18 protein-coding genes are annotated in these 23,981 nt (G+C 63.2%); 2 read left to right on the top strand and 16 right to left on the bottom strand.

Translation table 11 applies throughout. From position 1 onward, the window contains the following. Positions 1 to 32: 32 nt before the first annotated feature. Together dnaE and QMG46_RS20825 are read right to left on the bottom strand one after the other, a co-directional pair. On the bottom strand, positions 33 to 3,578 hold the full coding sequence (gene dnaE, locus QMG46_RS20830) for a DNA polymerase III subunit alpha (protein WP_281849813.1): 3,546 nt from the start codon (positions 3,576 to 3,578) through the stop codon (positions 33 to 35). Positions 3,579 to 3,691: 113 nt separating this feature from the next. After that, positions 3,692 to 5,197 (bottom strand): GGDEF domain-containing protein, encoded by a 1,506-nt coding sequence (locus tag QMG46_RS20825; protein ID WP_281849812.1) that lies wholly within the window; start codon positions 5,195 to 5,197, stop codon positions 3,692 to 3,694. A gap of 171 nt (positions 5,198 to 5,368) precedes the next feature. On the opposite strand from QMG46_RS20825, the gene QMG46_RS20820 reads away from it, so the two are divergent. Then, a complete protein-coding gene (locus tag QMG46_RS20820; RefSeq protein ID WP_281849811.1) occupies positions 5,369 to 6,805 on the top strand; it encodes an amino acid permease in 1,437 nt (478 codons plus the stop codon). Between the two features lie 1,389 nt (positions 6,806 to 8,194). Here QMG46_RS20820 and rnhB read toward each other — a convergent pair. From rnhB to rpsB, 14 genes are all read right to left on the bottom strand, one after another. After that, on the bottom strand, positions 8,195 to 8,839 hold the full coding sequence (rnhB, locus tag QMG46_RS20815; protein ID WP_281849809.1) for a ribonuclease HII: 645 nt from the start codon (positions 8,837 to 8,839) through the stop codon (positions 8,195 to 8,197). Positions 8,840 to 8,871: 32 nt separating this feature from the next. Further along, entirely contained in the window at positions 8,872 to 10,089 is a 1,218-nt protein-coding gene (gene lpxB / locus QMG46_RS20810; protein WP_281849808.1) for a lipid-A-disaccharide synthase, read from the bottom strand. 10 nt (positions 10,090 to 10,099) lie between these two features. Next, on the bottom strand, positions 10,100 to 10,873 hold the full coding sequence (lpxA, locus tag QMG46_RS20805; RefSeq protein ID WP_281849807.1) for an acyl-ACP--UDP-N-acetylglucosamine O-acyltransferase: 774 nt from the start codon (positions 10,871 to 10,873) through the stop codon (positions 10,100 to 10,102). After that, on the bottom strand, positions 10,870 to 11,343 hold the full coding sequence (fabZ, locus tag QMG46_RS20800; RefSeq protein ID WP_281849805.1) for a 3-hydroxyacyl-ACP dehydratase FabZ: 474 nt from the start codon (positions 11,341 to 11,343) through the stop codon (positions 10,870 to 10,872). The genes lpxA and fabZ overlap by 4 nt, the downstream gene beginning before the upstream one ends. Then, the gene (gene lpxD, locus QMG46_RS20795; protein ID WP_281849804.1) at positions 11,336 to 12,364 is read right to left on the bottom strand and encodes a UDP-3-O-(3-hydroxymyristoyl)glucosamine N-acyltransferase; all 1,029 of its coding nucleotides are present in this window, start codon (positions 12,362 to 12,364) and stop codon (positions 11,336 to 11,338) included. Before lpxD ends, fabZ begins: the two co-directional genes overlap by 8 nt. 131 nt (positions 12,365 to 12,495) lie before the next feature. Then, a complete protein-coding gene (gene bamA, locus QMG46_RS20790) occupies positions 12,496 to 14,943 on the bottom strand; it encodes an outer membrane protein assembly factor BamA (protein WP_281849803.1) in 2,448 nt (815 codons plus the stop codon). Between the two features lie 222 nt (positions 14,944 to 15,165). Continuing rightward, positions 15,166 to 16,515, bottom strand: a complete 1,350-nt coding sequence (gene rseP / locus QMG46_RS20785) for an RIP metalloprotease RseP (RefSeq protein ID WP_281849801.1) — start codon at positions 16,513 to 16,515, stop codon at positions 15,166 to 15,168. Between the two features lie 34 nt (positions 16,516 to 16,549). Continuing rightward, on the bottom strand, positions 16,550 to 17,740 hold the full coding sequence (locus QMG46_RS20780) for a 1-deoxy-D-xylulose-5-phosphate reductoisomerase (RefSeq protein WP_281849800.1): 1,191 nt from the start codon (positions 17,738 to 17,740) through the stop codon (positions 16,550 to 16,552). Beyond that, positions 17,737 to 18,555 (bottom strand): phosphatidate cytidylyltransferase, encoded by an 819-nt coding sequence (locus QMG46_RS20775; protein ID WP_281849799.1) that lies wholly within the window; start codon positions 18,553 to 18,555, stop codon positions 17,737 to 17,739. The genes QMG46_RS20780 and QMG46_RS20775 overlap by 4 nt, the downstream gene beginning before the upstream one ends. Positions 18,556 to 18,565: 10 nt before the next feature. After that, positions 18,566 to 19,303, bottom strand: coding sequence for a polyprenyl diphosphate synthase (uppS, locus tag QMG46_RS20770; RefSeq protein ID WP_281849798.1), 738 nt, complete (start codon positions 19,301 to 19,303; stop codon positions 18,566 to 18,568). A gap of 168 nt (positions 19,304 to 19,471) precedes the next feature. After that, entirely contained in the window at positions 19,472 to 20,029 is a 558-nt protein-coding gene (frr, locus tag QMG46_RS20765) for a ribosome recycling factor (protein WP_281849797.1), read from the bottom strand. 119 nt (positions 20,030 to 20,148) lie between these two features. Further along, complete coding sequence (gene pyrH, locus QMG46_RS20760; protein WP_281849796.1) at positions 20,149 to 20,865, bottom strand: UMP kinase; 717 nt, start codon at positions 20,863 to 20,865, stop codon at positions 20,149 to 20,151. Positions 20,866 to 21,055: 190 nt separating this feature from the next. Continuing rightward, a complete protein-coding gene (tsf, locus tag QMG46_RS20755) occupies positions 21,056 to 21,937 on the bottom strand; it encodes a translation elongation factor Ts (RefSeq protein WP_281849795.1) in 882 nt (293 codons plus the stop codon). Between the two features lie 55 nt (positions 21,938 to 21,992). Then, positions 21,993 to 22,877: a 30S ribosomal protein S2 gene (gene rpsB, locus QMG46_RS20750; protein WP_281849794.1), complete on the bottom strand. Its 885-nt coding sequence runs from the start codon at positions 22,875 to 22,877 to the stop codon at positions 21,993 to 21,995. 331 nt (positions 22,878 to 23,208) lie between these two features. On the opposite strand from rpsB, the gene map reads away from it, so the two are divergent. Next, positions 23,209 to 23,973 (top strand): type I methionyl aminopeptidase, encoded by a 765-nt coding sequence (gene map / locus QMG46_RS20745; RefSeq protein ID WP_281849793.1) that lies wholly within the window; start codon positions 23,209 to 23,211, stop codon positions 23,971 to 23,973. Positions 23,974 to 23,981: the final 8 nt, after the last annotated feature.

Here is a 23,981-nt window from a genome sequence, read left to right as displayed (position 1 = left end):
CTTGCTCTCTCTTACTCCTCACTCCTCTTCACTCACTCCTGGCTCTTAACGATGCGCAGCCGGGCCGCCTCGACCCCCGGCATCCCCCGCACCGCCCGCAGCAGCGCCGGAATCGCGTCCACGCGCCATTCCTCGCCCAGTTCCAGGTCGGCCTGAGCGTTCTGGTTGTGGTAGCCACGCAGGAGCACGGTGGTGCGGCCGTTGCGGAAACCGGCCAGGACGTGGCGCAGGTCCTCGACGAAGCTGGGCTGGATGCCGTTGAGCTTGAGCTGCAGCAGGCGGGCGTAGCGGCGGCAGGCGTCGCTCAGGGAGTAGGCGCTGCGGGCCCGCAACTGGAAGCCGCCGCCGGAGAAATCGTCGATGCGCAGGCCGCCTTCGACCACCAGCATCTCATCGCGGGTGAGCAGGGGGGCGACCTGTTGATATAGCTCGCCGAAAAAGCTCACTTCGATAATGCCGGTGCCGTCTTCCAGCCGCACGAAGGCATCGCTGTCGCCGCGTTTGCGCAGGCCCGTGACCATGCCTGCCACGGTCCAGGGCGTATCCGGGCCGCGGCGGAAGCGGTTGCCGTCGTCGTTGTCGTTCTTGCGTGGCTTGGGCGGCTGGTAGCGGTCGGGAATCTCGCCCAGCGGGCAGGTCGACAGCTGCGCCAGCTCGTCCCGCCAGGGGTCGGTGGGGTGGCCGGACAGGTAGTGGCCCAGGGTGTCGCGCTCGCCCTGCAGCTTCTGCTCCAGCGGCCACTCGGGCACGGTGGGCAGGTCGATCTGCACGACCGGCGCCACCGACTCCATCATCGCCCCGAACATATCGTTCTGACCCGACTGCTTGTCGCGCAGGTGCTGCTCGGCCGCCTTCATCGCATTGGGCAGCTGCGCCATCAGGCTGGCGCGGTTGGGCGCCAGCGCATCCAGCGCGCCGGAGTAGATCAGCGCTTCGAGCACGCGGCGATTGAGCTTGCTGCCATCGACACGGCGGCAGAAGTCGGCCAGATCCTTGTAGACACCACCGCGACGGCGTTCTTCGGCGATGGCCTCGCAGGCGCCTTCGCCGACGCCCTTGATCGCGCCCAGGCCATACTGAATGACCTTGGGCTCGACCGCGACGAACATGAACTGCGAAGCGTTCACGTCCGGCGGCTGGATGGTCAGGCCGATCGCCCGCGATTCGTCGAGGAAGGTGACCGCCTTGTCGGTGTTGTCCATGTCCGACGAAATCGTCGCGGCCATGAACTCGGCGGGGTAGTGCGCTTTCAGCCAGGCGGTCTGGTAGGAGACCAGGGCGTAGGCGGCGGCGTGCGACTTGTTGAAGCCGTAGCCGGCGAATTTTTCCATCAAGTCGAAGATGGCATCGGCCTTGTCGCCGGTGAGCCCGTCCTTGGCCGCGCCCTCGCGGAACTTGGCGCGCTCCTTCGCCATTTCCTCGACTTTCTTCTTACCCATCGCGCGGCGCAGCAGGTCGGCGCCGCCGAGCGAGTAACCGCCCACGATCTGCGCCATCTGCATCACCTGCTCCTGATAGACCATGATGCCGTAGGTCTCTTTCAGGACAGGCTCGACGCGCGGGTCGGGGTATTGGACTTCCTCGCGTCCGTGCTTACGCGCCACGAAGCTTGGAATCAGGTCCATCGGGCCGGGGCGATACAGCGCGCCGAGCGCAATGAGGTCCTCGAAGCGGTCCGCCTTGGCGTCCTTGAGCATGCGCTGCATGCCGGCCGATTCGAACTGGAAGACCGCTACCGTCTGCGCTTTCTTGAATACCTGATCGTAGGTGTACGCGTCATCGAGCGGCAGCGTCGCAATGTCGAGCAGCGCTTCGCCGGTTTTCGCGCGACGCAGATTGATCGCCTTCACCGCCCAATCGATGATGGTCAGCGTACGCAGGCCCAGGAAGTCGAACTTCACCAGGCCAACCGCCTCGACGTCGTCCTTGTCGTACTGGGTCACCACGCCACCGCCGCCCGGTTCGCAGTACAGCGGGGCAAAATCGGTCAACGGTGTCGGTGCGATCACCACGCCACCGGCGTGCTTGCCGGCGTTACGGGTGAGGCTTTCGAGCTTCAGTGCCAGGTCGATCAGCGTGCGTGCTTCTTCGTCCTGCTCGTACAGCTCGCAGAATTCCTTGACGACGCGATCGGGTTCTTTCTGCGCCTTCTCGCTGCGTCCGAGTGCGCACGACAGGGTCAGGTCGAGCGGGCGCGCGGGAATCAGCTTGGCGATCTTGTCGACCGCGTTGTAGCCCATGCCGAGCACGCGGCCGGAATCGCGCAGCACCGCCTTGGCCGCCATCGAGCCGTAGGTGATGATCTGGCTGACGTGGTCGCGGCCGTATTTGCGCGACACGTAGTCGATCACCTCGTCGCGGCGATCCATGCAGAAGTCGATATCGAAGTCGGGCATCGATACGCGTTCGGGATTCAGGAATCGCTCGAACAGCAAGGCGAACTGCAAAGGATCGAGGTCGGTGATCTTCAACACCCAGGCGACCAGCGAACCGGCACCCGAACCGCGTCCCGGACCTACCGGAATGCCGTGCTGCTTACCCCAGTTGATGAAGTCCGACACGATCAGGAAGTAGCCGGGGAAGCCCATCTTGATGATGACGTCCAGCTCGCGTTCCAGGCGCGCTTCGTAGTCGGCCAGGGTGCAGCCGTCGGCGAGCGGCGCATGGGCCAGACGTTCCTTCAGCCCTTCGCGGGAAATCTCGCGGATGTAGCTGGACAGGTCATGGCCCGCCGGTACCGGGAAATCGGGCAGGTAATACGTGCCGAAGCTCAGTTCCAGGTTGCAACGCTTGGCTAGTTCGAGCGTGTTTTCCAGTGCCTCGGGAATATCGGCGAACAGCGTCGCCATATCGCCCGGCGTCTTGAGGTACTGCTCCTGGCTGTAGTCGCGCGGGCGCTTCGGGTCCGCGAGCACGCGACCCTGATGAATGCAAACGCGTGCCTCGTGCGCCTCGAAATCGTCGCGTTTGAGAAAACGCACGTCGTTGCTGGCGATCACCGGCAGGTTCAGCTCGGCGGCGATGGCGAGCGCGGCGGCGTTCCAGTTTTCCTCGCCTTCGCGGCCGCAACGCGTCAATTCCAGATACAGGCGGTCCGGGAACAGGCGCGTCATGGGACGCAGCTTGGCCACCGCCGCGTCGACGCCCTGATTCAAGGCGATACGACCGACTTCGCTTTCGCGCCCGAGCACGGCGATCAAGCCATGCGAGGTATCGGGTGTGAGCCAGAGGGCGTCGACCAGCGCCTTGCCGTTGTGCTGGCCGTCGCGCCAGGCGCGCGAGATCAGCCGCGACAGGTTCAGGTAGCCGTCGCGGTTCTGGCACAACACGGTCAGGCGCCAGGGGCGCGGGTCGTCTGGTGCGCTGATCCACAGGTCGCTGCCGCCGATCGGCTTGATGCCGGCGGCGCTGCATGCCTTGTAGAACTTCACCAGGGCGAACATGTTGCTGTCGTCGGTCAGCGCGACAGCCGGAATACCCTCGCGCACGCAGGCAGCGACCAATCCCTTGATGCGGATAGTCGAGTCGACCAGCGAGTACTCGCTGTGCAAATGGAGGTGAGCGAAACTGACGGACATGGCGTGCGCGCGAGATAGATGCCCAGCCTAGCGGTGCGCTCGGGAGCGGGCAAGAATTGACATTGGCCGATTGTCAGGACCCGTTGCCAGGCCTCGTTGTTGGGGCTCGGGCGTCATGACGCAGGGCGTTCGCAAGGCGCGCGCGACGGGTCGAACACGGGTGTGCCGGTTGTTTCATGCCGGTTGCGACCCAGCTCCTTGGCCCGATACATGGCCTGGTCGGCAGCTTCCAGCAACACGGTGGCGCTGCCTTCGCTGCTGCATATCAGGGTGGCAATGCCGATACTCACCGTGATGCGTCCGAGCGGGCTTTGCGGATGCGGGATGTCGATACGTTCGATTGCCTCGATCAGTTGTTCGGCCACTTCGATCGCCTGCGCCTCGTGCGCATCCGGCAGGACGATCGCAAACTCCTCGCCGCCGTAACGCGCGACCAGCCCTTGCGGCGCGGTCACGTTGGCCGCGAGCACGGTGGCGACCTTGATCAGGCATTCGTCGCCGGCCAGATGCCCCTGGCTATCGTTGAACTGCTTGAAAAAATCGATATCGACCATCAGCAAGGCGCAGGTCTTGCCTTGCCGCGCGCCGTCGCGCCAGATCGCCGGCAGGCGCGTATCGAGCAGGCTGCGGTTGGCGATGCCGGTCAACGGATCGCGGCCTACCTGTTGTTGCAAACGCTGGTTGTTCAGTTGCGCGATGCGCTGGATGTCCTGATTGCGGCTCTGGATGAACGCGACGCGCAATGCATACAGCAACACGGATGCGACGGCGGCGATCATGCCAAGGATGTAGTTCAATCGCGACACGCTGACCGCCAGCAGCAGCACGGCCAGCGATGTCACCACCGGCGCGAACGACACGATGGTTTGCGTGATACGGCGCGAGGGACGGTAGCGCCACAAGAAGCGCGGGATCGGTCGCGAAACCGCGGTCGCCAGGGCGACGTAGGCCAGCCCGATCATCGGCATGCTCCAGGGTGGCAGGCCGCTCAGCTCGACGCGGTTGTAGATGGCCGCCGCGATGGCGTTGGTCCACAGGAAAACCGCCGAGCAGAAATAGAAAAAGCGGCCATGCACGCTGCGGATGCCCAGCATACGCAGCAGGGCCAGGATCGACAGCGAAAAATCGATGGCGTCGGCATGGTGGATGATCACGTAGATGTCGGCCGAGGTCGGCTCGCCGACACCGCCGATAATGCGAAATACCAAAGCGCACAGCAGCACGCCGACTTCCGCGGAAAGGGCGAGGTCGAGTATCAGTACGGCCCTGGGTTCGCGGCGGTCGAAGGAGCGCGCGATCATCAGCATGCAGGGGATCATGTAGAGCCCGGAAAGCACGACGCCCGTCGATGTGAGCCAGCCGCGCGGGTCGCCGTAGATCTGGGCGATCAAATTGGTCCCCGCCCACAACACCTGCATGCCGACCGCGAGCGCCAGTAGCAGCCATAGCCCGCGGATCGGGGTGGGGTCGCGCCGGTACTGCGCAGCGATGGCCGCCAGGGCGACGCATTGGATCGCGATAAACAGGCAACGCGCCAGGACTTCTTGTGCGCCCAGCCCATGCCAGGCGAATAACGCCTGGATTCCGAGCAAGGCCAGCGCGATCCAGACCAGACGCACGGTTGTGGCTCTCCCCTGAAAGCAGCTCAACGAAACGCACGGCTCCGGTGCCATGCTAACCAAAGCGTGGCCCGGATGCCGCCATCTTTGCAAACGGGTTGTCAGCGCTGCCCCCGGCTGGCATGGTTCAGGGTTAAACCTCGTTGTTTACGAAATAGGAAAGGAACGCGGATGTCCCTGGTACGCTCACTTTTTGCGGTCAAGCCGGTCGAGGCCTCGCTTTCGAGCGACAACGCGCTGCGCCGCACCCTGGGGCTTACCCAGTTGGTCATGTTGGGCGTAGGTGCGGTGATCGGTGCGGGCATCTTCGTGATTACCGGCCAGGCCGCCGCCGAGCACGCCGGCCCGGCCCTGACCCTGTCCTTCGTGCTGGCCGGCCTTGCCGCTGCGCTGGCGGCCCTGAGCTACGCCGAGTTCGCCGCCATGCTGCCCGTCTCCGGGAGCGCCTACGTTTACGCCTATGCCACCTTCGGCGAGCTGCTGGCCTGGTTCATCGGCTGGAACGTGGTGGCGGAGTACCTGCTGGCGGTTTCGTCGGTGGCGGTCGGCTGGTCCGGCTACGCGGTGGGTTTGCTCAAGAGCATCGGCATCCACGTGCCGGGTGTGCTGGCAGACGCGCCGGTGAGTTTCAAGGACGGCCACCTGCAATGGACCGGTGCCTGGCTCAACCTGCCGGCGCTGCTGATCGTGGCCGCGCTCACCTTGCTGCTCTATCGCGGCACGCGTCAGTCGACCTGGTTTGCCAGTGTGGTGGTGGTGCTCAAGGTGCTGGTGGTGCTGTTGTTCGTGTTGTTCGGCGTGCAATACATCGATCCGTCCCTCTGGCATCCGTTCGTGCCGGCAAACCAGGGCGGCGATCACTATGGCTGGTCAGGCGTATTCCGCGCGGCCACCAGTGTGTTCTTCGCCTATATCGGGTTCGATGCGGTGGCGACGGCGGCGCAGGAAACGCGCAACCCGCAGTTCAACGTGCCGGCGGGTATTTTGATTTCGCTGACCATCTGCACGGTGCTTTACATCATCGTGGCGGCGGTACTGACCGGTCTGGTGCCCTATGCGCAGCTGGGTACGGCCGAGCCGGTGGCCACCGCGCTGGCGGCGCATCCTGCGCTGGGATGGCTGAAGGTCGTCACGCAGATCGGCGCGGTTGCTGGTCTTACCTCGGTCATCCTGGTCATGCATCTGGGGCTGTCGCGCATTCTCTATACGATGGCTGGCGATGGTTTGTTGCCGCGCTTCTTCAATGCGGTGCACAGCGAACATCAGACACCGCATCGCACCACTTTGCTGGTGGGTGTGATCGGTGGCGTGTTGGCGGCGATCTTTCCGCTCAACCTGCTGGGTGATCTGCTTTCGATGGGCACGTTGTTGGCGTTCTCCACGGTGTGCATTGGCGTGTTGATTCTGCGTCGCACGCATCCGCATCTGAAGCGCGGGTTTCGAGTGCCTGCGGCGCCTGTCGTGTGTGTGCTTGGTGTGGTGGTTTGTCTGTTTTTGTTGGCGCAGATGAATCTGGCCAATTGGTTGTTGCTGGCGGGGTGGACGGCGGTGGGTATGCTGATTTATGTGTTTTATGGGTATCGGCATAGTCGGTTGCGGAAGGGGTGAGTCGTCGCTCCTTGTGGTTTTCTGATTCCCGCCTACTCGTCATCCCCGCGTAGGCGGGGACCCAGTGGCTTCGGTGTCGGGTTGTCGCGAGAGCGTGCATCGCTCTGGCTTAGTGTTCGTGCGAGAAAGTCGCCTTCGGCGTGTTTCGCTCGCCTGCCGGCGCGCGAGTTACTTTCTTTGCTTGTCCAAAGAAAGCTAACCAAAGAAAGGACACCCCGCGTCCGCCGTCCTTCGGACCGTGAGGTCTGGCCGGGCTTTAGGACGGGACATCCGTGTCCCGTCCTAAAGGCATCGACGTCCTGTCGATGCCCCCTTCGGGGCCTGATCGTCCAAACCTCACTCGGCTCCCGAGGGGGCCCGAAGAGCTGACGGCTCGCTGCGCATCGCTTGTCGAGAGCAAAGCTGCGCTGTGGGTGATGTTTCCGCGAGCACCCGGCCCCCTCACCCCAACCCTCTCCCCCGGCGAAGCCAGGGGAGAGGGAGCAAACTCGCAGTGTTGAAGGCTCGCTTCAGTCAGTCCCCTCTCCCCTGGCTCCGCCGGGGGAGAGGGTTAGGGTGAGGGGGGCTTTAAGTCCTCACCGCCACGACGCCTCGCGCACAAATCCGGCGCACCTCAGAAGCGCCAGAAGTGTCCCCTGACGATTCGAGCAGGCGGTACGAACGGTTTTATTTCTCAATGCTGCTCAGAGCTCTTGATCCACAGGCCATTTCTCTTGGGTTACTTTCTCTTTACTCCGGACCTAAAGGTCCTCCGCCCTCCGGGCCGGCTTCGCCGTTCGCATGCGCTACGCGCAAGCGTGGGCCAGCAAAGAGAAAGTGACTCGCTCGCCGGCAGGCGAGTGAAACGCCCGCTGCGTAAGCGGCCAGGTCGCCAAAGCACACAGGCAAGAACGAGGCCGCCACGTCAAAAGCTCCGGCCTGCATCGGAATGACGAATTAGGGGAGGCTGCACACGCAAAATCCCAACACTCCCTCACCCAATCCGAAACCTCTGATACTCCGCCCTCAAATCAAGATAATGCTCCAGATGTTCGACCGCCAACGGCCGACGATCGTAATCGGTATGAACAAGCGGCAAGCCAGGTTCGGCAACTTGCGGAACGGGGGCTTGCTCAGTGGCAGCGGGCGCCTGAGGCAGTTGGTCGGGCGTCATGGCAGAACTCCTGCGTCATGTGAACGCGTTGGATGCCAGATAAAGTCGACAGCGCATCGACGCTGCCGCAGGAGCGTCCTTGCCTTGAAAGCGGTGGGACGTCTTTGCGTCCACTTACATCCGATGCGCCGGGGTGGGAAAAGGTTGCATGCATCGGTCTGTGTGAGTGGATCATACGGCGATGCCACGCGCATTACCCGGGCCGAAGGGCAGGGGGCGGTTGGTGCGGTTGATGCTTAAAGCGCGGAGAACAAGTCGTTCGTCAGCATGGGCTCGGGTTCGAGCAGCATGCGTACCGGGGCGAAGCTGCGGCGATGGTGTTCGCAGGGGCCCAGGCGGGTCAGGGCATCGAGATGTTCGGGCACGCTGTAGCCCTTGTGCCGCGCGAAACCGTAGCCGGGGAAAAGCGCATCGAGCGCGACCATGTGACGGTCGCGGCTGACCTTGGCCAGGATCGATGCTGCGCTGATAGCGGGCTCCGTGGCGTCGCCACCGACGACTGCTTGTGCCGGGCAGGGCAAATGCTTGGGCAGGCGATTGCCGTCGATCAGCGCATAGCCGGGGGGCGTGGCAAGGCCAAGCAGCGAGCGCGTCATGCCCTGCATCGTTGCCTGGAAAATATTGATGCGGTCGATTTCCTCCCGCTCCACGAAGACCACGCTCCATGCGATGGCTCGCTCGATGATCCGGTCATAGAGCTTTTCGCGGGTCGCTTCGTTGAGCTGCTTGGAATCGTTCAAGCCACGGATGGGTTTGCTTGCATCGAGAATGACGGCAGCCACCACTACCGGACCCGCCAGTGGTCCGCGGCCGGCCTCGTCCACGCCGGCGACGAGCAGCGAAGGATCGAGTTGGGCAGTGACGCGGCGTTTGCGGGGCATGGCGCTATGGTGTGTTCCGCCGCCGGCCGGGGTCAACCCGCCGCGGGCGCTGCCGGTGCTTCGAGCAGTTCGGCAATCGCATCGGCGGCATGATCGGCGGCTTCACCTTCAAGCTGGCCGCGCAATTGCTGATGCAGGAATTCAAAGGCGGCCACGACATGGCCGCGACGCTCGCTGTCCTGCATGAGAGCCAGCGTGGCCGAGGCGAGATTCGCGGCCGTACAATCGTCCTGCATCAGTTCGGGGACGAGCAGATCGTTGCCCAGACCACAGGCGCGCGCCAGGATATTGGGCAAGGCATAGACGTCGGTCTTGAGCATGTTCAAGGCGCGGGCGATGCGATAGCTGGTCGGCGACACGCGATAACCGACGACCATCGGGCGCTTGGAAAGCATCGCTTCAAGCGTTGCGGTTCCCGAAGCGAGCAACACCACATCGGCCGCAAGCATGGCCTCATGGGCCTTGCCATCGAGTAGCAAGGGCGCGCTCTCCGCGTCGCCCCAACTGCCCAGCAATGTCTGCAGTTGTTCGTGCACGCGCGGGTTGGCTGCCGGAATGATGATGCGCAACCCCGGCATCGCCTGGGCGACGCGCTTGGCGGCATCCAGGAAGATCGTGCCCAGACGGGCGAGTTCCGACGGGCGGCTGCCGGGCAGCACGGCCAGTACGGGGACGTTCTGCGGCACGTTCAATACGTCGCGCGCGCCGACGCGGTCAGACACGAGTGCAAAACGGTCGGCCAATGGATGGCCGACAAAGCGCGCATCGATGCCGTGCTTCGCATAGATCGGCGGTTCCATCGGGAACAGGCAAAGCACCCGGTCGGCGCTACGGCCAATCTTCTCCGCACGCTTTTCGCGCCAGGCCCAGACCGACGGGCTCACATAGTGCACGGTACGCAATCCCGCCTGCTTGAGTCGTTGCTCGACGCCGAGATTGAAATCCGGTGCGTCGATGCCGACCACCACATCCGGCCGCTCCGTCAGCAGGCGCGTGACCAGGGCTTTTCTCAGCTTGAGCAGCCGCGGCAGATGCCGCACGACTTCGGCAAAACCCATCACCGACAGTTCGCGAATGTCGTACCAGGAATCGAAACCCTGGAGCTGCATGCGCGCACCGCCGATGCCGACAAAGCGCGCATCGGGGTAACGCTTGCGCAGCGCCGAGATCAGATCGGCACCGAGCTGATCGCCGGAATCCTCACCGGCGATCAGTGCGATCAGGGGAGCCTGGCGCGCGTTTGTGGACATCGGGCCAGGCTCAGCGCGCGACCGCGCGTTCGCTGCGTTCGAGGAACTCCAGCATGGCGCGTACGTCGTCGCTCTCGGTGGCTAGCGACAGCAGTTGTTCGCGCGCATCGGACAGCGTCAGACCCGCCATGTACAAGGTGCGATAGGCGCGCTTGATCGCGGCGATGCGGTTGGAGTCGAAACCGCGGCGCTTGAGACCCTCGCTGTTGATGCCGCGCGGACGTCCGCGCTGCTCGTTCGCCATCATGACGAAAGGCGGTACATCCGAGCCGACCAGGCAGCCCATGCCGATAAACGCGTGCGCGCCGACCTTGCAGAACTGATGCACGCCGGAGAAGCCGGACATGATCACCCAGTCGCCGATTTCCACATGGCCGGCGAGGGCGGAATAATTGGAGAACACGGTGTTGTTGCCGATCTGGCAGTCGTGCGCGACGTGCACGTAGGCAAGCAGCCAGTTGTCGTTGCCGATGCGCGTGACGCTGCCGCCTTCGCCGGTGCCGCGATTGATCGTAACGAATTCGCGAATCAGATTACGGTCGCCGATCACCAGCTCCGTGCGCTCGCCCGCGAATTTCTTGTCCTGCGGCGGGCCGCCCAGCGAGGCGAACTGACTGATGCGATTGTCGCGACCGATGCGCGTCGGGCCTTCGATCACCACATGCGGGCCGATCGTCGTGCCTTCGCCGATTTGCACGTCGGCGCCGATCACACTGTAGGCACCAATGGTGACATTGGCGCCGATAGTTGCGGATGGATCGATCTGCGCGGTCGGATGGATCATTTTTCGGACCTCGCCGCGCACATCAGTTCGCAGCTTGCCACTTCCTTGCCGTCCACCGTTGCCTTGGCTTCGAAGATGCCCATGCTGCGCAACAGGCGCTTGAGCGTCACTTCCATGCGCAGCTGATCGCCGGGCGCGACGATCGCGCTGAAACGCGCGTTGTCGACCTTGGCCAGGTAGAACAGCGGGCTGCCGGTATTGCCCTTCAGGCGGCTGCTGATCTGCGTCAGCAGCCCGGCGGTCTGCGCCATGGCCTCGACGATCAGCACGCCCGGCATCACCGGGTGGCCAGGAAAATGGCCCTGGAAGAACGGCTCGTTGATGGTGACGTTCTTGAGCGCGACGATGCTCTTGTCCGGCACCAGTTCGGTCACCCGATCGACCAGCAGGAACGGATAGCGATGCGGCAGCAGTTGTTGGATCTGCTCGACGTTGACCGGCAGGTGGAAGGGCACGGTTTTCTCAGTCATTGTTACTGTCCTTCTCCAGCGCCGACAATCGACGCGCATACTCATCCAAATGCTTGAAACGGGCTGCGTTGCGACGCCATAGGCGGTTTTCCTGCAACGGCACGCCCGATGAATATTCGCCGGGCTCGCGAATCGAATGCGTAACCAGGCTTTTAGCCGTAATGGTAACCCGGTCGGCCAGCTCCAGATGCCCCAGCACGCCGGCGTTGCCGCCGATCATGCAATAACGGCCGATTTTCGCACTACCGGCCACCGCGGCGCAGCCGGCCATGGCCGAATGCGCACCGATGTGAACGTTGTGGGCGATCTGAATCTGGTTGTCCAGGCGCACGTCTTCCTCGAGCACGGTGTCTTCCAGCGCGCCGCGGTCGATGGTGGTATTCGCGCCGATTTCACAATCGTCGCCGATCCGTACGCCACCTAGCTGGGGCAGCTTGATCCAGTGGTCGCGATCGAAGGCGAGGCCAAAGCCGTCCGAACCGATCACGGCGCCCGGATGCACGATCACGCGTTTGCCCAGCGTGACGCGCGTCACCAGCGTCACCCGTGCCACCAGCCGCGACTGCGCCCCAACCACGCAACCGGCGCCGACGATGCAATGCGGGCCGAGAATGGCCCCGTCTTCGATGACCGCGCCGCTCTCCACGACGCAGCAGGGGCCCACGCTGGCCGTCGGCGCCACGCGTGCATCTGGATCGACCACGGCGCTGGCATGAATTCCGGCCGGGGAGGCGGGCAATTGCTCGAACAATGCAGCGATCTTGGCGTAGGCGACATACGGGTCGCGTGCAACCAGTGCCGCAGTGGGGCAGTCGGCAAGGTTTTCCTCGCGCAGCACGACCACGCCGGCACCGGTGGCGGCCAGTTGCGCGCCGTATTTGCTATTGGATAGAAAACTCAGCTGACTGGGGCTCGCGCCCGCCAGCGTGCCCACGCCGTCGATCACGCGTGTGCCATCGCCATGAAACGGCAGTTCGAACCGTTCGGCGATCTCGGCGATGGTGAATTGGGTTGCGCTCATGGTGCTCTCCGAGACATGGCGGGCATTGTAGGACGTAGGGCAAAAGCTTGCGCATTGGCCTCGTGCTTACAAAAAGAAAGCGCGGACTGGCCGCGCTTTCCCTGCATATACCGCAGACTTTCCGGTTCGACTTAGAACTGGCTGCCGAAGGTGAACTGGATGCGTTCTTCGTAATGCTTGTCTTCATCCTTCGCACGGAACGGAATGGCGAAGTTGATGATCAGCGGACCGATCGGCGCCTGCCACTGCAACGACAAGCCCGTCGAGGCACGCAGATCCGCGGCGCTGAAGGTGCTGTAGCTGGAATAGACGTTACCGACGTCGACGAACCAAGACACGCGTGCGGTGTTGACGTCCTTGAGGAACGGCAGCGGCAGGTAGACCTGCGCCGTGCCCAATACCTTGAACGCACCACCGATCGGCTGGGCGAAGGTGTAGAGGCTGCCGGTACAGGTGCCGTCTGCGTTCGGCTTGATCGCCACGCCTGGCGTGCTCGGTACGCAGAGCTTCGGACCCAGGGTGTTGTCCTGGAAGCCACGCACGTCACGCACACCGCCGGAGAAATAGTTTTCCCAGAAGGGGAACGTTACCGGCTGCCCCGCCTTGTAGGTATCTCCGCCGTTATTGTCGAACGTCTGGCCGCCATACGTGTTGCCATAACCGACCTGGCCGTCCATATACAGCACGAAGCCGCGACCGATCGGCCAATAGTGGTTGGCTTCCAGGTCGATCTTGTAGAACTGCACGGTCGAACCGGGTAGCGCGATGTTGGTGTTGACCGACATCAAGCCGCCGCGTGTCGGCGCCCAGTAACCGTTGCGGGTGTCGTGGGTCCAGCCCAACTGGCCAGTCCACGAGTGGATCGTGCGATGGCCCAGCGCGTTCTGGTAGTCGATCAGTTCCTGCGGCGAGAACTGCGTGGTGACGATCTGGCCGGTGGTCGGGTCGATCTGGTCGACTTGCAGGTTGATCTTGTTGCTGTTCAAGCCGAGGCCGGCACGGATGTTGTCCGTTTCGGTGATCGGGAAGTTCAGGAACGTGGTGAACGACTTCTGGCTCGTGGTGTAGTTGACGAAGTCGTTGTTGGTATCGCCGTAGTCGGTACGCGTGAACGCGGCCGTATAACCGATACCGATGTTGTTATCGGTCAGGTACGGGTTGTAGTAGCTCGCGCTGATGCTGGTGGAGAAGTCGCTGCGCTGCGCACCGACAGTGAAGCTGTCGCCGGTACCCAGGAAGTTGTTCTGCGACACCGACGCCGACAGGATGATGCCGGAGAACTGCGAATAGCCCACGCCGAACATCAGGCTGCCGGCAGACTGTTCTTCGACCTTGTAGGTGAGATCGACCTGGTCTTCGGTGCCGGGCACCAGCGCCTTGTCGACGTCGACCTTCTTGAAGTAGCCCAGGCGCTGCATACGGATCTTCGAACGATCGATCGCCGGCTGCGAGTACCAGCTGCCTTCGAGCTGGCGCAGTTCGCGGCGCATCACATCGTCTTCCGTACGGGTGTTGCCCTGGAAAATGACGCGGCGCACGTAAACGCGCTTGCCCGGCTCGATGTAGAAGGTGAGATCGACGGTGCGGTTGTCCTTGTCCAGCTTCGGCACCGGCGTCACCTTGGCGAACGCATAACCGATGCTGGCCAGGATGCCCTTGATCGCGTCGGAGCTCGACTCGATCGCCTTGCGGTTAAAGGTTTCGTCCTTGTGCACGAAGATCAGCTGGCGCAGCGTGTCTTCGGGCAGGATCAACTGGCCGAGCAGGTGGATGTCGGAGATCTTGTAGATCTCGCCTTCCTTGATGCTGGCGCTGATGTACATCGCGCGCTTGTCCGGCGCGATCGCTACCTGGGTGGAGTCGACGCCGAAGTCGGCGTAGCCGCGGTCCATGTAGTAGGACTGCAACTTCTCGAGATCGCCGCTGAGCTTTTCACGCGAGTACTGGTCGTCCTTGGAGTACCAGGACAGCCAGTTGGAGGTGTCCGACTCGAAGGTCTTGCGGATCGCCTTGTCGGTGAACGCGGTGTTGCCGACGATGTTGATCGCCTTGATCTTGGCCGCCTTGCCTTCGCGGATTTCGATATCCACCGAAACGCGGTTGCGGTCGAGGTAGGTCACGTGCGGTTCGACCGACACGTTGTACTTGCCGCGGTTGTAGTACTGGCGAATCAGTTCCTGCTGCACGCGGTCCAGCGACAGGCGGTCGAAGGTCTCGCCTTCGGACAGGCCGATCTCCTTCAGGCCCTTGCGCAGGTCGTCTTCCTTGATGTCCTTGTTGCCGCGCAGGGTCAGCTTGGCGATCGAGGGGCGTTCGACCACCTTGATCACCAGGATGTCGCCCTGGCGGTCGATTTCCACGTCGCTGAAGAACTTGGTCTGGTACAACGCGCGAATGGCGCGCTGTGCGCCATCGGTGGTCACCCGGTCGCCCTTGTTGATCGGGAGATAGTTGAACACGGTGCCGGGCGTAATACGGCTAAGCCCGTCGATACGGATATCGGAGACGACGAACGGCTCGAAAGCGAGCGCATTGGCAGAGAGTGTGGCAAGCAGGATCAGAGCGGCGATACGCTTCATCGTCGATTCCGTTAGGTTATTCCGACGAGGCGGGCTTTGGGCCCACCCCGCTCATTTTCTTATGAAGCGAGGGATTCCCCTTGCCCCTGATTGTTGCCGTGCCCATGACAGGCCCGGCATAAGACATCTCAACGCATCGCACCGTCTTCAAGACGACGCATTGCTTCGCCGCGCAGCTCGTATGCCCCAGGCGTTCCCCGGCGCTGGCCCAAGCTGCTTGCGTCACGAAGGCAATATGATGCGGTGAATGTCGTTGTAGAACGCCAGTCCCATCATGGTAAGCAACAGCGCGAGGCCGACATATTGTCCGGCCATCATCACTCGTTCGCTCACGGGGCTGCCTTTGACCAACTCAATAAGGTAATACAGCAGGTGGCCCCCGTCCAAGACGGGGATAGGCAGCAGGTTGAGAATCGCCAGGCTCAGCGACACCAGTCCCAGGAATTCCAGGAAGCGGGTCAGGCCTTGACTGGCATAGACATTGGCGACCTGGGCGATGCCCACGACGCCGGAAAGGTTCTTGGTCGAGGCCTGGCCGGTGACCAGGTTGCCGATCATGTTGAAGGTCGTGGCAGCGCGAGCCCAGGTGCTTTTCAGCGATTCGCTGAAGGCGCGAACGGGGCCGAAGTGCTGCATCACCGTCTCACGCGATGCCCCCTCGATACCGATGATCCAGTTCTGCGGCTGACCCTGCTGCGATTCGTAGCGTGCGGTCACGGTCAGCGGAATCTGCTGGCCGGCGCGTTCGACCACGATCGCCAGTTGCGGCGACTTGGCGGCAACCTGATGCAGCAGCTTGGTGAAGGCGATCCAGTCGGCGACGGGTGTGCCATTGAGACTGACGATGCGATCGCCGCTCTGCATACCCGCGGCAGCGGCCGGCAGGCCGGCGTTGACCTTGTCGACTACGGCGGGCGGGGATGCCGGCTCCAGGCCGAGCTTGTCTGCGTACTGGCCCAGATCCTGGCCGGCCGGTAATTGGTTCAGCGGCAGGGTAATCGTGCGCTGCGTGCCGTCTGGATCGCGCAAGCTCAGCGGCAGCGGCGTACGACCGAGCATGCCGTTGGCGATGGCTTCCATGGTGTCGCTGTACGTTTCGACTTGCTTGCCGTCGACTGTAAGAATGCGATCGCCGTTGCGGATGCCCGCTTCGGCAGCCATCGTTTGCGGTGCTGCGGTCACCACTGGCGCGATGTCCGGCTTGCCCAGCATGAACATCACCCAGAAGGCGACGATGGTGAAAATCAGATTGAAGCCCGGGCCCGCCGCGACGATCGCGATGCGCTTCCACACCGACTTGCCGGTGAATTCCTGGTCGAGCAGTGCGGGGTCGACGTCACCCTCGCGCGCATCGAGCATCTTGACGTAGCCGCCGAGCGGAATCGCGGCGATCTGGTACTCGGTACCGTCCTTGCCGATGCGTTTCCAAATGGCGCGGCCAAAGCCGACCGAGAAGCGCAACACCTTGACGCCACAGCGGCGCGCGACCCAGTAGTGGCCGAACTCGTGAAAAGTCACCAGTACGCCAAGCGTGACCAGCAACCAGAATATCGAGCCAAAGAAAGGATTCATCAAAGAGAACGTGTCCGCGGGGAGTCCAAGCTTATCAGCAAGCGCTGCAGAGCACCCGTCGAGCAGCCTCCCTGGCCAACCGGTCTCGCTCGACAAGCATCTGGACATCGACCACGGGAGCGGGCGGCAGTTCCGTAAGTACGCTTTCGACGACGTCGGCAATCGACAGGAACGAGAGGCTTCCGGCCAGGAAGGCCTCTACCGCAACCTCGTTGGCTGCGTTAAGCAGGGCCGGTGCATCGCCGCCAGCGCTCAGCGCCTGGTAAGCCAGGGCCAGGCAGCGGAAGGTGGTCAGGTCGGGCGCCTCGAAGGCCAGGGCGCCGCTGGTGGCCAGGTCCAGCATGGAGACCCCGGCATCGACCCGTTCCGGCCAGGCCAGCGCGTGCGCGATGGCCGTGCGCATGTCCGGGTTGCCCAATTGGGCCAGCACCGAACCGTCGACATATTCGACCAGGGAATGAACCAGGCTCTGCGGGTGCACCAGCACCTCGATGCGGTCGACCGGGGCGCCGAACAGATGGTGCGCCTCGATGACCTCCAGCCCTTTGTTCATCAAAGTGGCCGAATCGACAGAAATCTTGCGGCCCATGACCCATTTGGGGTGTTTGCAGGCCTCATCGGGCGTAACGCCGGCCAGTTCAGCGCGGCTGCGGCCGCGGAACGGGCCGCCGGAGGCGGTCAGGATCAGGCGGCGTACGCCGCTGGCATCCAGATCGGGTCGGCCGCCGGGCAGGCATTGGAAGATGGCGTTGTGTTCCGAGTCGACCGGGATCAGCTCGCCGCCGCCCTCGGCCAGAGCCTGCAGCAGCAGCTGGCCGGCCATCACGATCGATTCCTTGTTCGCCAGCAGCAGGCGCTTGCCGGCGCGCGCAGCCGCGAGCGTGGAATCCAGTCCGGCGGCACCGACGATGGCTGCCACGACCGTGTCGCACAGCGAGCTTGCGGCCGCCACGGTCAAGGCGTCATGGCCGCTGGCGACCTCGCACGTTACCCCGGCGGTACGCAGGCGCTGCGTCAGCTGCGCTTCCAGCGCGCTATCGGCGATGACCGCCAGTTCGGGACGGTGGGTGACGCATAGTGCGACCAGCGCGTCGACATTGCGCTGCGCGGTCAGCACGGTGGCGCGAAAGCGCTCGGGATGGCGGGCGATCACATCCAGCGTGCTGCCACCGATCGAACCGGTGGCGCCGAGGATGGCGACCTTGCGAGGAGCCGCGCCGGTCATAGGCCGAGCAGCAGCTTGCCCGCCGCAAAGACGGGCAGGGCGGCAAAGACGCTATCCATGCGATCGAGCAGGCCACCATGGCCGGGGAAGAGGTTGCCGGAGTCTTTCACGGCAGCGTGGCGCTTCATCAGGCTTTCCAGCAGATCGCCCACGATGGAGGCGACCACGGTAAATACGGAGAGCACGACCAGGCCGGCCAGCTTCAGGTCGGTCACGCCGAGCAGCCAGCCGCCGAAGCCGGCGACCAGGGCGCCGGCGACAAAGGCGCCGTAGACGCCCGCCCAGGTCTTGCCGGGGCTGATCGTCGGGGCGAGCTTGCGCTTGCCGAACAGTCGTCCGCTGAAATAGGCGCCGATATCCGCCGCCCAGACGATCGCCAGGGCGAGCAGCGTCCACCAGTGGCCGTGCGGCGGCTGGCCATGAATCTGCATGCCGGCGACCCAGGCGGGGAAGATCACCAGTGCGCCGGCCCCCAGCTTGAGCAGCTGGTTTTCGCGCGTGGGCGCGGCAGCGAAGGCGAAATGGCGCAGCCACTGGCAGGTGGCGATCCACCACAGCACGCCGAGCACGATCAGCCAGGGCCACAGCCCGCTGTTGCGCAGCGACCAGAGGCCGAAAAAGATCACCGTCGATGCCACCAGCAGGCTCGCGCGCAAGCCTTCGTTGGTGACGCCGGCCAGCCGGGTCCATTCCCAGATAGCAGCCAGGAAAGCGATCGCTACCAGTGGTGCAAAAATTTCCGTCGAGGGCCACAGCACCAGCAGCAACGCCAGAGGGAAAAGCAGCAGGGCCGTCATTACTCGCTGAAGCAGCATGGTGTCCTCGTCAGCCCTGGGCGACCTGGTCGCCGGTGCGGCCGAAACGGCGTTCGCGGCGGGCGTAATCATCGATCGCGTTTTGCAGACTGACTTGATCGAAGTCGGGCCACAAGGTTTCAGTGAAATACAGCTCGGCATAGGCCAGCTGCCACAACAGGAAATTGCTGACGCGGAACTCACCGCCGGTACGGATGAACAGATCCAGCGGCGGCAGGTCGGCCAGGCACATCCAATGGCCGAGCAAGGCTTCGTCGATATCATCCGGACGGATCTCGCCGCGCGCGACGGCCTCACCGGCCTTGCGTGCTGCCTGCACGATGTCCCAGCGACCGCCGTAATTCACCGCAATGTTCAATTGCAGTCGGGTATTGGCCGCCGTGCGCGACATGGCCGCGTTCATGCGCTGACGTAAGCCGGCTTCGAAGGCGCTCAGATCGCCGACGAAGCGCACGCGCACCTGCTGTTCGTGCAGTTCGTCGACCTCTTTGTCGAGCGCGCGCACGAACAATTCCATCAAGGCACCGACTTCGTCTTCCGGCCGTTTCCAGTTTTCGCTCGAGAACGCGAACAGCGTCAACGCCTGAACGCCCTGCCGAATGCAGCCTTCGATCACTTCGCGCACGGCTTTGCGGCCCGCGTTGTGGCCGAAGGTGCGTGGACGATGGCGCGCTTTCGCCCAACGACCATTGCCATCCATGACGATGGCAATGTGGCGCGGGACGGTGCTGGGCTTGGAATCAGTCATGGATGTGCAAGGGCGAAACCGTGCTGCCTTCTTCTCAGTGAGCGAGGCCGCTTTGAGCGGATGAAGGGCGGGTGTGCGCCTTGACGCGACGTTGATGCACTTCCCGATGTGTCGATTATGCATCGATAGCCGCCCGACTCCCCCCGGAGTGGGCGGCACCGACAGCCGTCAGACGGCCATCAGCTCATCTTCTTTGCGCTTCACGACGTCGTCGACTTCCTTGACGAAACGATCGGTCAGCTTCTGGATATCGTCCTCGGCGCGACGCTCGTCGTCCTCGGTGATGGTCTTTTCCTTCAACAGATCCTTGACCTGCTGCATTGCATCACGACGCACGTTGCGGATCGCGATCTTCGCGTTCTCGCCTTCATGCGAGACGTGCTTGGCCAGTTCTTTACGGCGCTCTTCGGTGAGCGGCGGCATGTTCAGGCGGATCACGGTGCCGGCGGTGTTCGGCGTGATACCGATGTCCGAGGCAAGGATTGCCTTTTCGATGGAAGCGACGTGGCTCTTGTCGAACGGCGTGATGATGATGGAGCGGGAGTCGCCCAGGCTCACCGAAGCGACCTGGTTGAGCGGCATTTCCGAGCCATAGGCCGAAATGCGGATGTTGTCGACCAGCGACGTGCTGGCGCGTCCGGTACGCAGACGGGTCAGATCGTGCTTGAGCGAGTCGATGCTCTTGCCCATGCGGGTCTGGGCATCGTTCTTGATGTCGTTGAGCATGGGTATCACCCTGGAAACGTGCAAGCCGATGAGTATAGCAGGCGTGTTAGGGGTGAGGAGTAAGGGGTCAGGAGGGTGCTTTGGCGCCTCGCTCTTGACCCCTCACTTCTCACTCGCGGTCAATCGACCAAGGTGCCGATCGCTTCGCCCTTCATGATCCGCATCAGGCTGCCTGGCACGGTCATGTCGTAGATGCGCAGCGGCATCTTGTGGTCGCGGCACAAGGCGATGGCTGCGGTGTCCATCACAGCGAGCTTGCGTTCGATTACCTGGTCGTAGTCGAGGTGTTCGTAACGCGTTGCATCGGCATGGCGGGCCGGGTCGGCCGAGTAGACGCCGTCGACCTTGGTGGCCTTGAGCAGTAGTTGTGCGCCCACTTCCACGGCACGCAGCGCTGCGGCCGAGTCGGTGGTGAAAAACGGGTTGCCGGTGCCGGCTGCGAACAGCACGATGCGCCCTTTTTCGATATGGCGAATGGCGCGACGGCGAATGAAGTCCTCGGCCACGTCGTGGATCTGGATCGCGCTCATCACGCGTGCGAAACCGCCGCGCTTTTCGATCGCATCCTGCATCGCAAGGGCATTCATCACCGTGGCGAGCATGCCCATGTGATCGCCTGTCACACGGTCCATGCCAGCGGCTGCGAGGCCGGCGCCGCGAAAAATATTTCCGCCGCCGATCACCACGCCGATCTGAATACCGGCGCGCTGGATCTCGATGATTTCGTCGGCAAGGCGGCCGATCACTTTGGGGTCGATGCCGTAGTCGGCCTCACCCATCAAAGCTTCGCCGGAGAGTTTGAGCAGGATGCGTTGGTACTTAAGCTGTTCGCTCATGGGGTCTCCGAATTGTGTGGGGCAAAACGGCCGTATTGTAATGGACGGTGTGCTAGGGGGCGAGGGCTTTCGTACGCTGGGGCCGTTTTCTCACTCCTCACTCCTCTCCACTCACTCCTCTCCTGCGGGCATAAAAAAAGCCGTGGTTTCCCACGGCTCTTTAATGTCCAGAAGTGAGGCGGCGCGGCCCTTAGACCTGCATCGCCTTGGCCACTTCGGCCAGGTAGTCTTCCTGGATCTTCTCGACGCCTTCGCCGACGGCCAGACGGACGACGCTGATCACATCGGCGCCTTCCTTCTTCAGCGCGTCGCCGACGGTGACATTGGTGTCCAGCACGTACGGCTGGCCGACCAGGGTCACTTCCGAGACGATCTTGTTGATCTTGCCGGCGATGATCTTCTCGAGGATTTCGGCCGGCTTGGCCTTGTCCTTGTCGGTCATCTGGCTCAGCGCGATCTCTTTTTCCTTCGCGACGAAGTCGGCCGGGACGTCTTCAGGCTTGATGTGCGGCGGGTTCATGGCGGCCACGTGCATGGCGATGCCCTTGGCCAGCTCTTCCGAGCCGCCCTTGAGCGCCACGATCACGCCGATCTTGCCGCCGTGCGAATAGACGGCCAACGGGCCATCGTTCGACACCTGGGCAACGCGGCGCACGTCGATCTTCTCGCCAATGGTCGCGGTCTGGGCCTTGGCGGCCTCTTCGACCGTGCCGCCGTCAGCGTGCGGGGCGGCCTTGAGCGCTTCCACGGTGGAGGCGTTCGCCTTCAGCGCGTCCTGGGCGATCTTGTCGGTGAACTCGATGAAGTTCGGCGCCTTGGCGACGAAATCGGTCTCGCTGTTGATCTCGACCAGGACGGCGTGGCCGTTGCCCTGGGCGACCGAGATGCGACCTTCGGCAGCAACGCGATCAGCCTTCTTGTCGGCCTTGGCCAGACCGGTCTTGCGCAGCAGCTCGGCAGCCGCGTCGATGTCACCGTTGGTCTCGGTCAGGGCCTTCTTGCAGTCCATCATGCCGGCGCCCGAGCGCTCGCGCAGCTCGCTGACCAGTTTTGCGGTAATGGGGGTGCTCATCTGCAATCCTCAGAATCTTGGAAACGCCCCGGCCGAAACCGGGGCGGGTAAAAACTTACTCGGCGTCCGTCGACGACTCGTCGCTGCCACGACGGCCACCACGGCCACCGTCACGACGCGGCGCGCCAGCGCCCTTCTTGGCCGGGCCGCGGTTGTCGCGACGCGGCGGAGCAGCCTTGCGCTCTTCCTTGGCGACCGGGTTGCCTTCTTCGTCGAGCTCGACGAACTCGTTGGCATCGCCCTGGGCGGCGGACGGCGCAGCGGCCTTGCCTTCCAGGATCGAGTCGGCGGCGGCGTGGGCGTACAGCTGGATCGCGCGGATGGCGTCGTCGTTACCCGGGATGGCGTAGTCGACCAGTTCCGGGTTGTAGTTGGTGTCGACCACCGCGATGACCGGAATGCCGAGCTTCTTGGCTTCCTGCACGGCGATGTCTTCGTGGCCGATATCGATCACGAACAGCGCGTCGGGCAGACGGTTCATGTCCTTGATGCCGCCCAGCGAGTTTTCCAGCTTGTCGCGCTCACGACGACGGGCCAGCACTTCGTGCTTGACCAGCTTTTCGAAGCTGCCGTCGGTTTCAGCGGCTTCCAGCTCTTTCAGGCGGGCAACCGACTGCTTCACGGTGCGGAAGTTGGTCAGCATGCCGCCGAGCCAGCGGGCGGTCACGAACGGCATGCCGGCGCGGGTGGCTTCCTCGGCCAGCGCTTCGCGAGCGGAGCGCTTGGTGCCGACGAACAGCACGGTGCCGCGCTTCTGCGCAACGCCCGAGAGGAAGTTCATCGCGTCGGTGAAGAGGGGGAGGGTCTTTTCCAGATTGATGATGTGGATCTTGCCGCGGGCGCCAAAGATGTACGGGGCCATCTTCGGGTTCCAGTAGCGGGTCTGGTGACCGAAATGCACGCCAGCTTCGAGCATCTGGCGCATGGTGACTTGTGCCATGGGTGTAACTCCAAATTTTATGGGCCGGTTGGGCCCGGGGGTTGGGACCTCCACGTATCCCCGGCTTCGACCATGAACCCCCATAAGTGTGAGGAAGATTCATGGCACCCCGAAGACGGTGCCGATACGTGTGTGGCGTTTAGTTGTCCAATCAAGGACTTAAGGGATCGGCCGCAGGGCGGTTTACAATCCCAGACGCTTTGCGACGGCACGGTCTCGACGGTGGAAACCAGGAGATCGGGCCAGCAAAACTCCGAAATTGTAGCCGGTTAGCCGGCAGGGCGGCAAGCCACTGGTTTTTCAGGGCTGCCGCCGCCATTTGAGTGGAACCATGGCAGTTACCCTGAAAACACCTCAAGACATCGAAGCGATGCGCGTGGCCGGCCAACTGGCCGCCGAAGTGCTGGCGATGCTCAAAGAACACGTCAAGCCCGGTGTCACCACCGAAGACCTCGATCGCCTGGCCTACGAGCATATCGTCAACGTGCAGAAGGCGATTCCGGCGAACGTCGGTTACAACGGCTTTCCCAAGACCCTGTGCACGTCGGTCAATCATGTGATTTGCCACGGCATCCCCACGCCGACCAAGACGCTCAAGGACGGCGACATCATCAATCTGGATGTCACGGTCATCAAGGACGGCTGGCACGGCGATACCAGCCGCATGTACTTCGTCGGCACGCCGTCGGTACTGGCCAAGCGGCTGGTCGACACCACCTATGAAGCGATGATGCGCGGCATCGAATCGGTGCGCCCGGGCGCCACCCTTGGCGATATCGGCCATGCGATTCAGAAGCATGCCGAAGCGGCGGGCTTCTCGGTGGTACGCGAGTACTGCGGTCATGGCATCGGCAAGGTCTATCACGACGAGCCGCAGGTGCTCCATTACGGCAAGGCCGGCAACGGCCTGACCCTGCAGAAGGGCATGACCTTTACGGTCGAGCCGATGGTCAACGCCGGCAAGCCGCAGACCAAGCAGCTGCCGGATGGCTGGACGGTGGTGACCAAGGATCATTCCCTGTCAGCGCAGTGGGAGCACACCATTGCGGTTACCGATGACGGCTTTGAAATCCTGACGCCCTGGCCGGATGCCTGATTAGGGCG

Origin of the sequence: Dyella sp. GSA-30 (assembly GCF_027924605.1) — a bacterium.
Lineage (GTDB): Bacteria > Pseudomonadota > Gammaproteobacteria > Xanthomonadales > Rhodanobacteraceae > GSA-30.
Note: the sequence above shows the minus strand (reverse complement) of the source record. Positions and strands in the feature narration are given on the sequence as shown.

Bases quoted from the DNA above. Each gene is read 5' to 3' on its own strand.
- dnaE (WP_281849813.1), bottom strand. From the start codon at position 3,578: ATGTCCGTCAGTTTCGCTCACCTCCATTTGCACAGCGAGTACTCGCTG.
- QMG46_RS20820 (WP_281849811.1), top strand. From the start codon at position 5,369: ATGTCCCTGGTACGCTCACTTTTTGCGGTCAAGCCGGTCGAGGCCTCG.
- rnhB (WP_281849809.1), bottom strand. From the start codon at position 8,839: ATGCCCCGCAAACGCCGCGTCACTGCCCAACTCGATCCTTCGCTGCTC.
- lpxB (WP_281849808.1), bottom strand. From the start codon at position 10,089: ATGTCCACAAACGCGCGCCAGGCTCCCCTGATCGCACTGATCGCCGGT.
- lpxA (WP_281849807.1), bottom strand. From the start codon at position 10,873: ATGATCCATCCGACCGCGCAGATCGATCCATCCGCAACTATCGGCGCC.
- fabZ (WP_281849805.1), bottom strand. From the start codon at position 11,343: ATGACTGAGAAAACCGTGCCCTTCCACCTGCCGGTCAACGTCGAGCAG.
- lpxD (WP_281849804.1), bottom strand. From the start codon at position 12,364: ATGAGCGCAACCCAATTCACCATCGCCGAGATCGCCGAACGGTTCGAA.
- bamA (WP_281849803.1), bottom strand. From the start codon at position 14,943: ATGAAGCGTATCGCCGCTCTGATCCTGCTTGCCACACTCTCTGCCAAT.
- rseP (WP_281849801.1), bottom strand. From the start codon at position 16,515: ATGAATCCTTTCTTTGGCTCGATATTCTGGTTGCTGGTCACGCTTGGC.
- QMG46_RS20780 (WP_281849800.1), bottom strand. From the start codon at position 17,740: ATGACCGGCGCGGCTCCTCGCAAGGTCGCCATCCTCGGCGCCACCGGT.
- QMG46_RS20775 (WP_281849799.1), bottom strand. From the start codon at position 18,555: ATGCTGCTTCAGCGAGTAATGACGGCCCTGCTGCTTTTCCCTCTGGCG.
- uppS (WP_281849798.1), bottom strand. From the start codon at position 19,303: ATGACTGATTCCAAGCCCAGCACCGTCCCGCGCCACATTGCCATCGTC.
- frr (WP_281849797.1), bottom strand. From the start codon at position 20,029: ATGCTCAACGACATCAAGAACGATGCCCAGACCCGCATGGGCAAGAGC.
- pyrH (WP_281849796.1), bottom strand. From the start codon at position 20,865: ATGAGCGAACAGCTTAAGTACCAACGCATCCTGCTCAAACTCTCCGGC.
- tsf (WP_281849795.1), bottom strand. From the start codon at position 21,937: ATGAGCACCCCCATTACCGCAAAACTGGTCAGCGAGCTGCGCGAGCGC.
- rpsB (WP_281849794.1), bottom strand. From the start codon at position 22,877: ATGGCACAAGTCACCATGCGCCAGATGCTCGAAGCTGGCGTGCATTTC.
- map (WP_281849793.1), top strand. From the start codon at position 23,209: ATGGCAGTTACCCTGAAAACACCTCAAGACATCGAAGCGATGCGCGTG.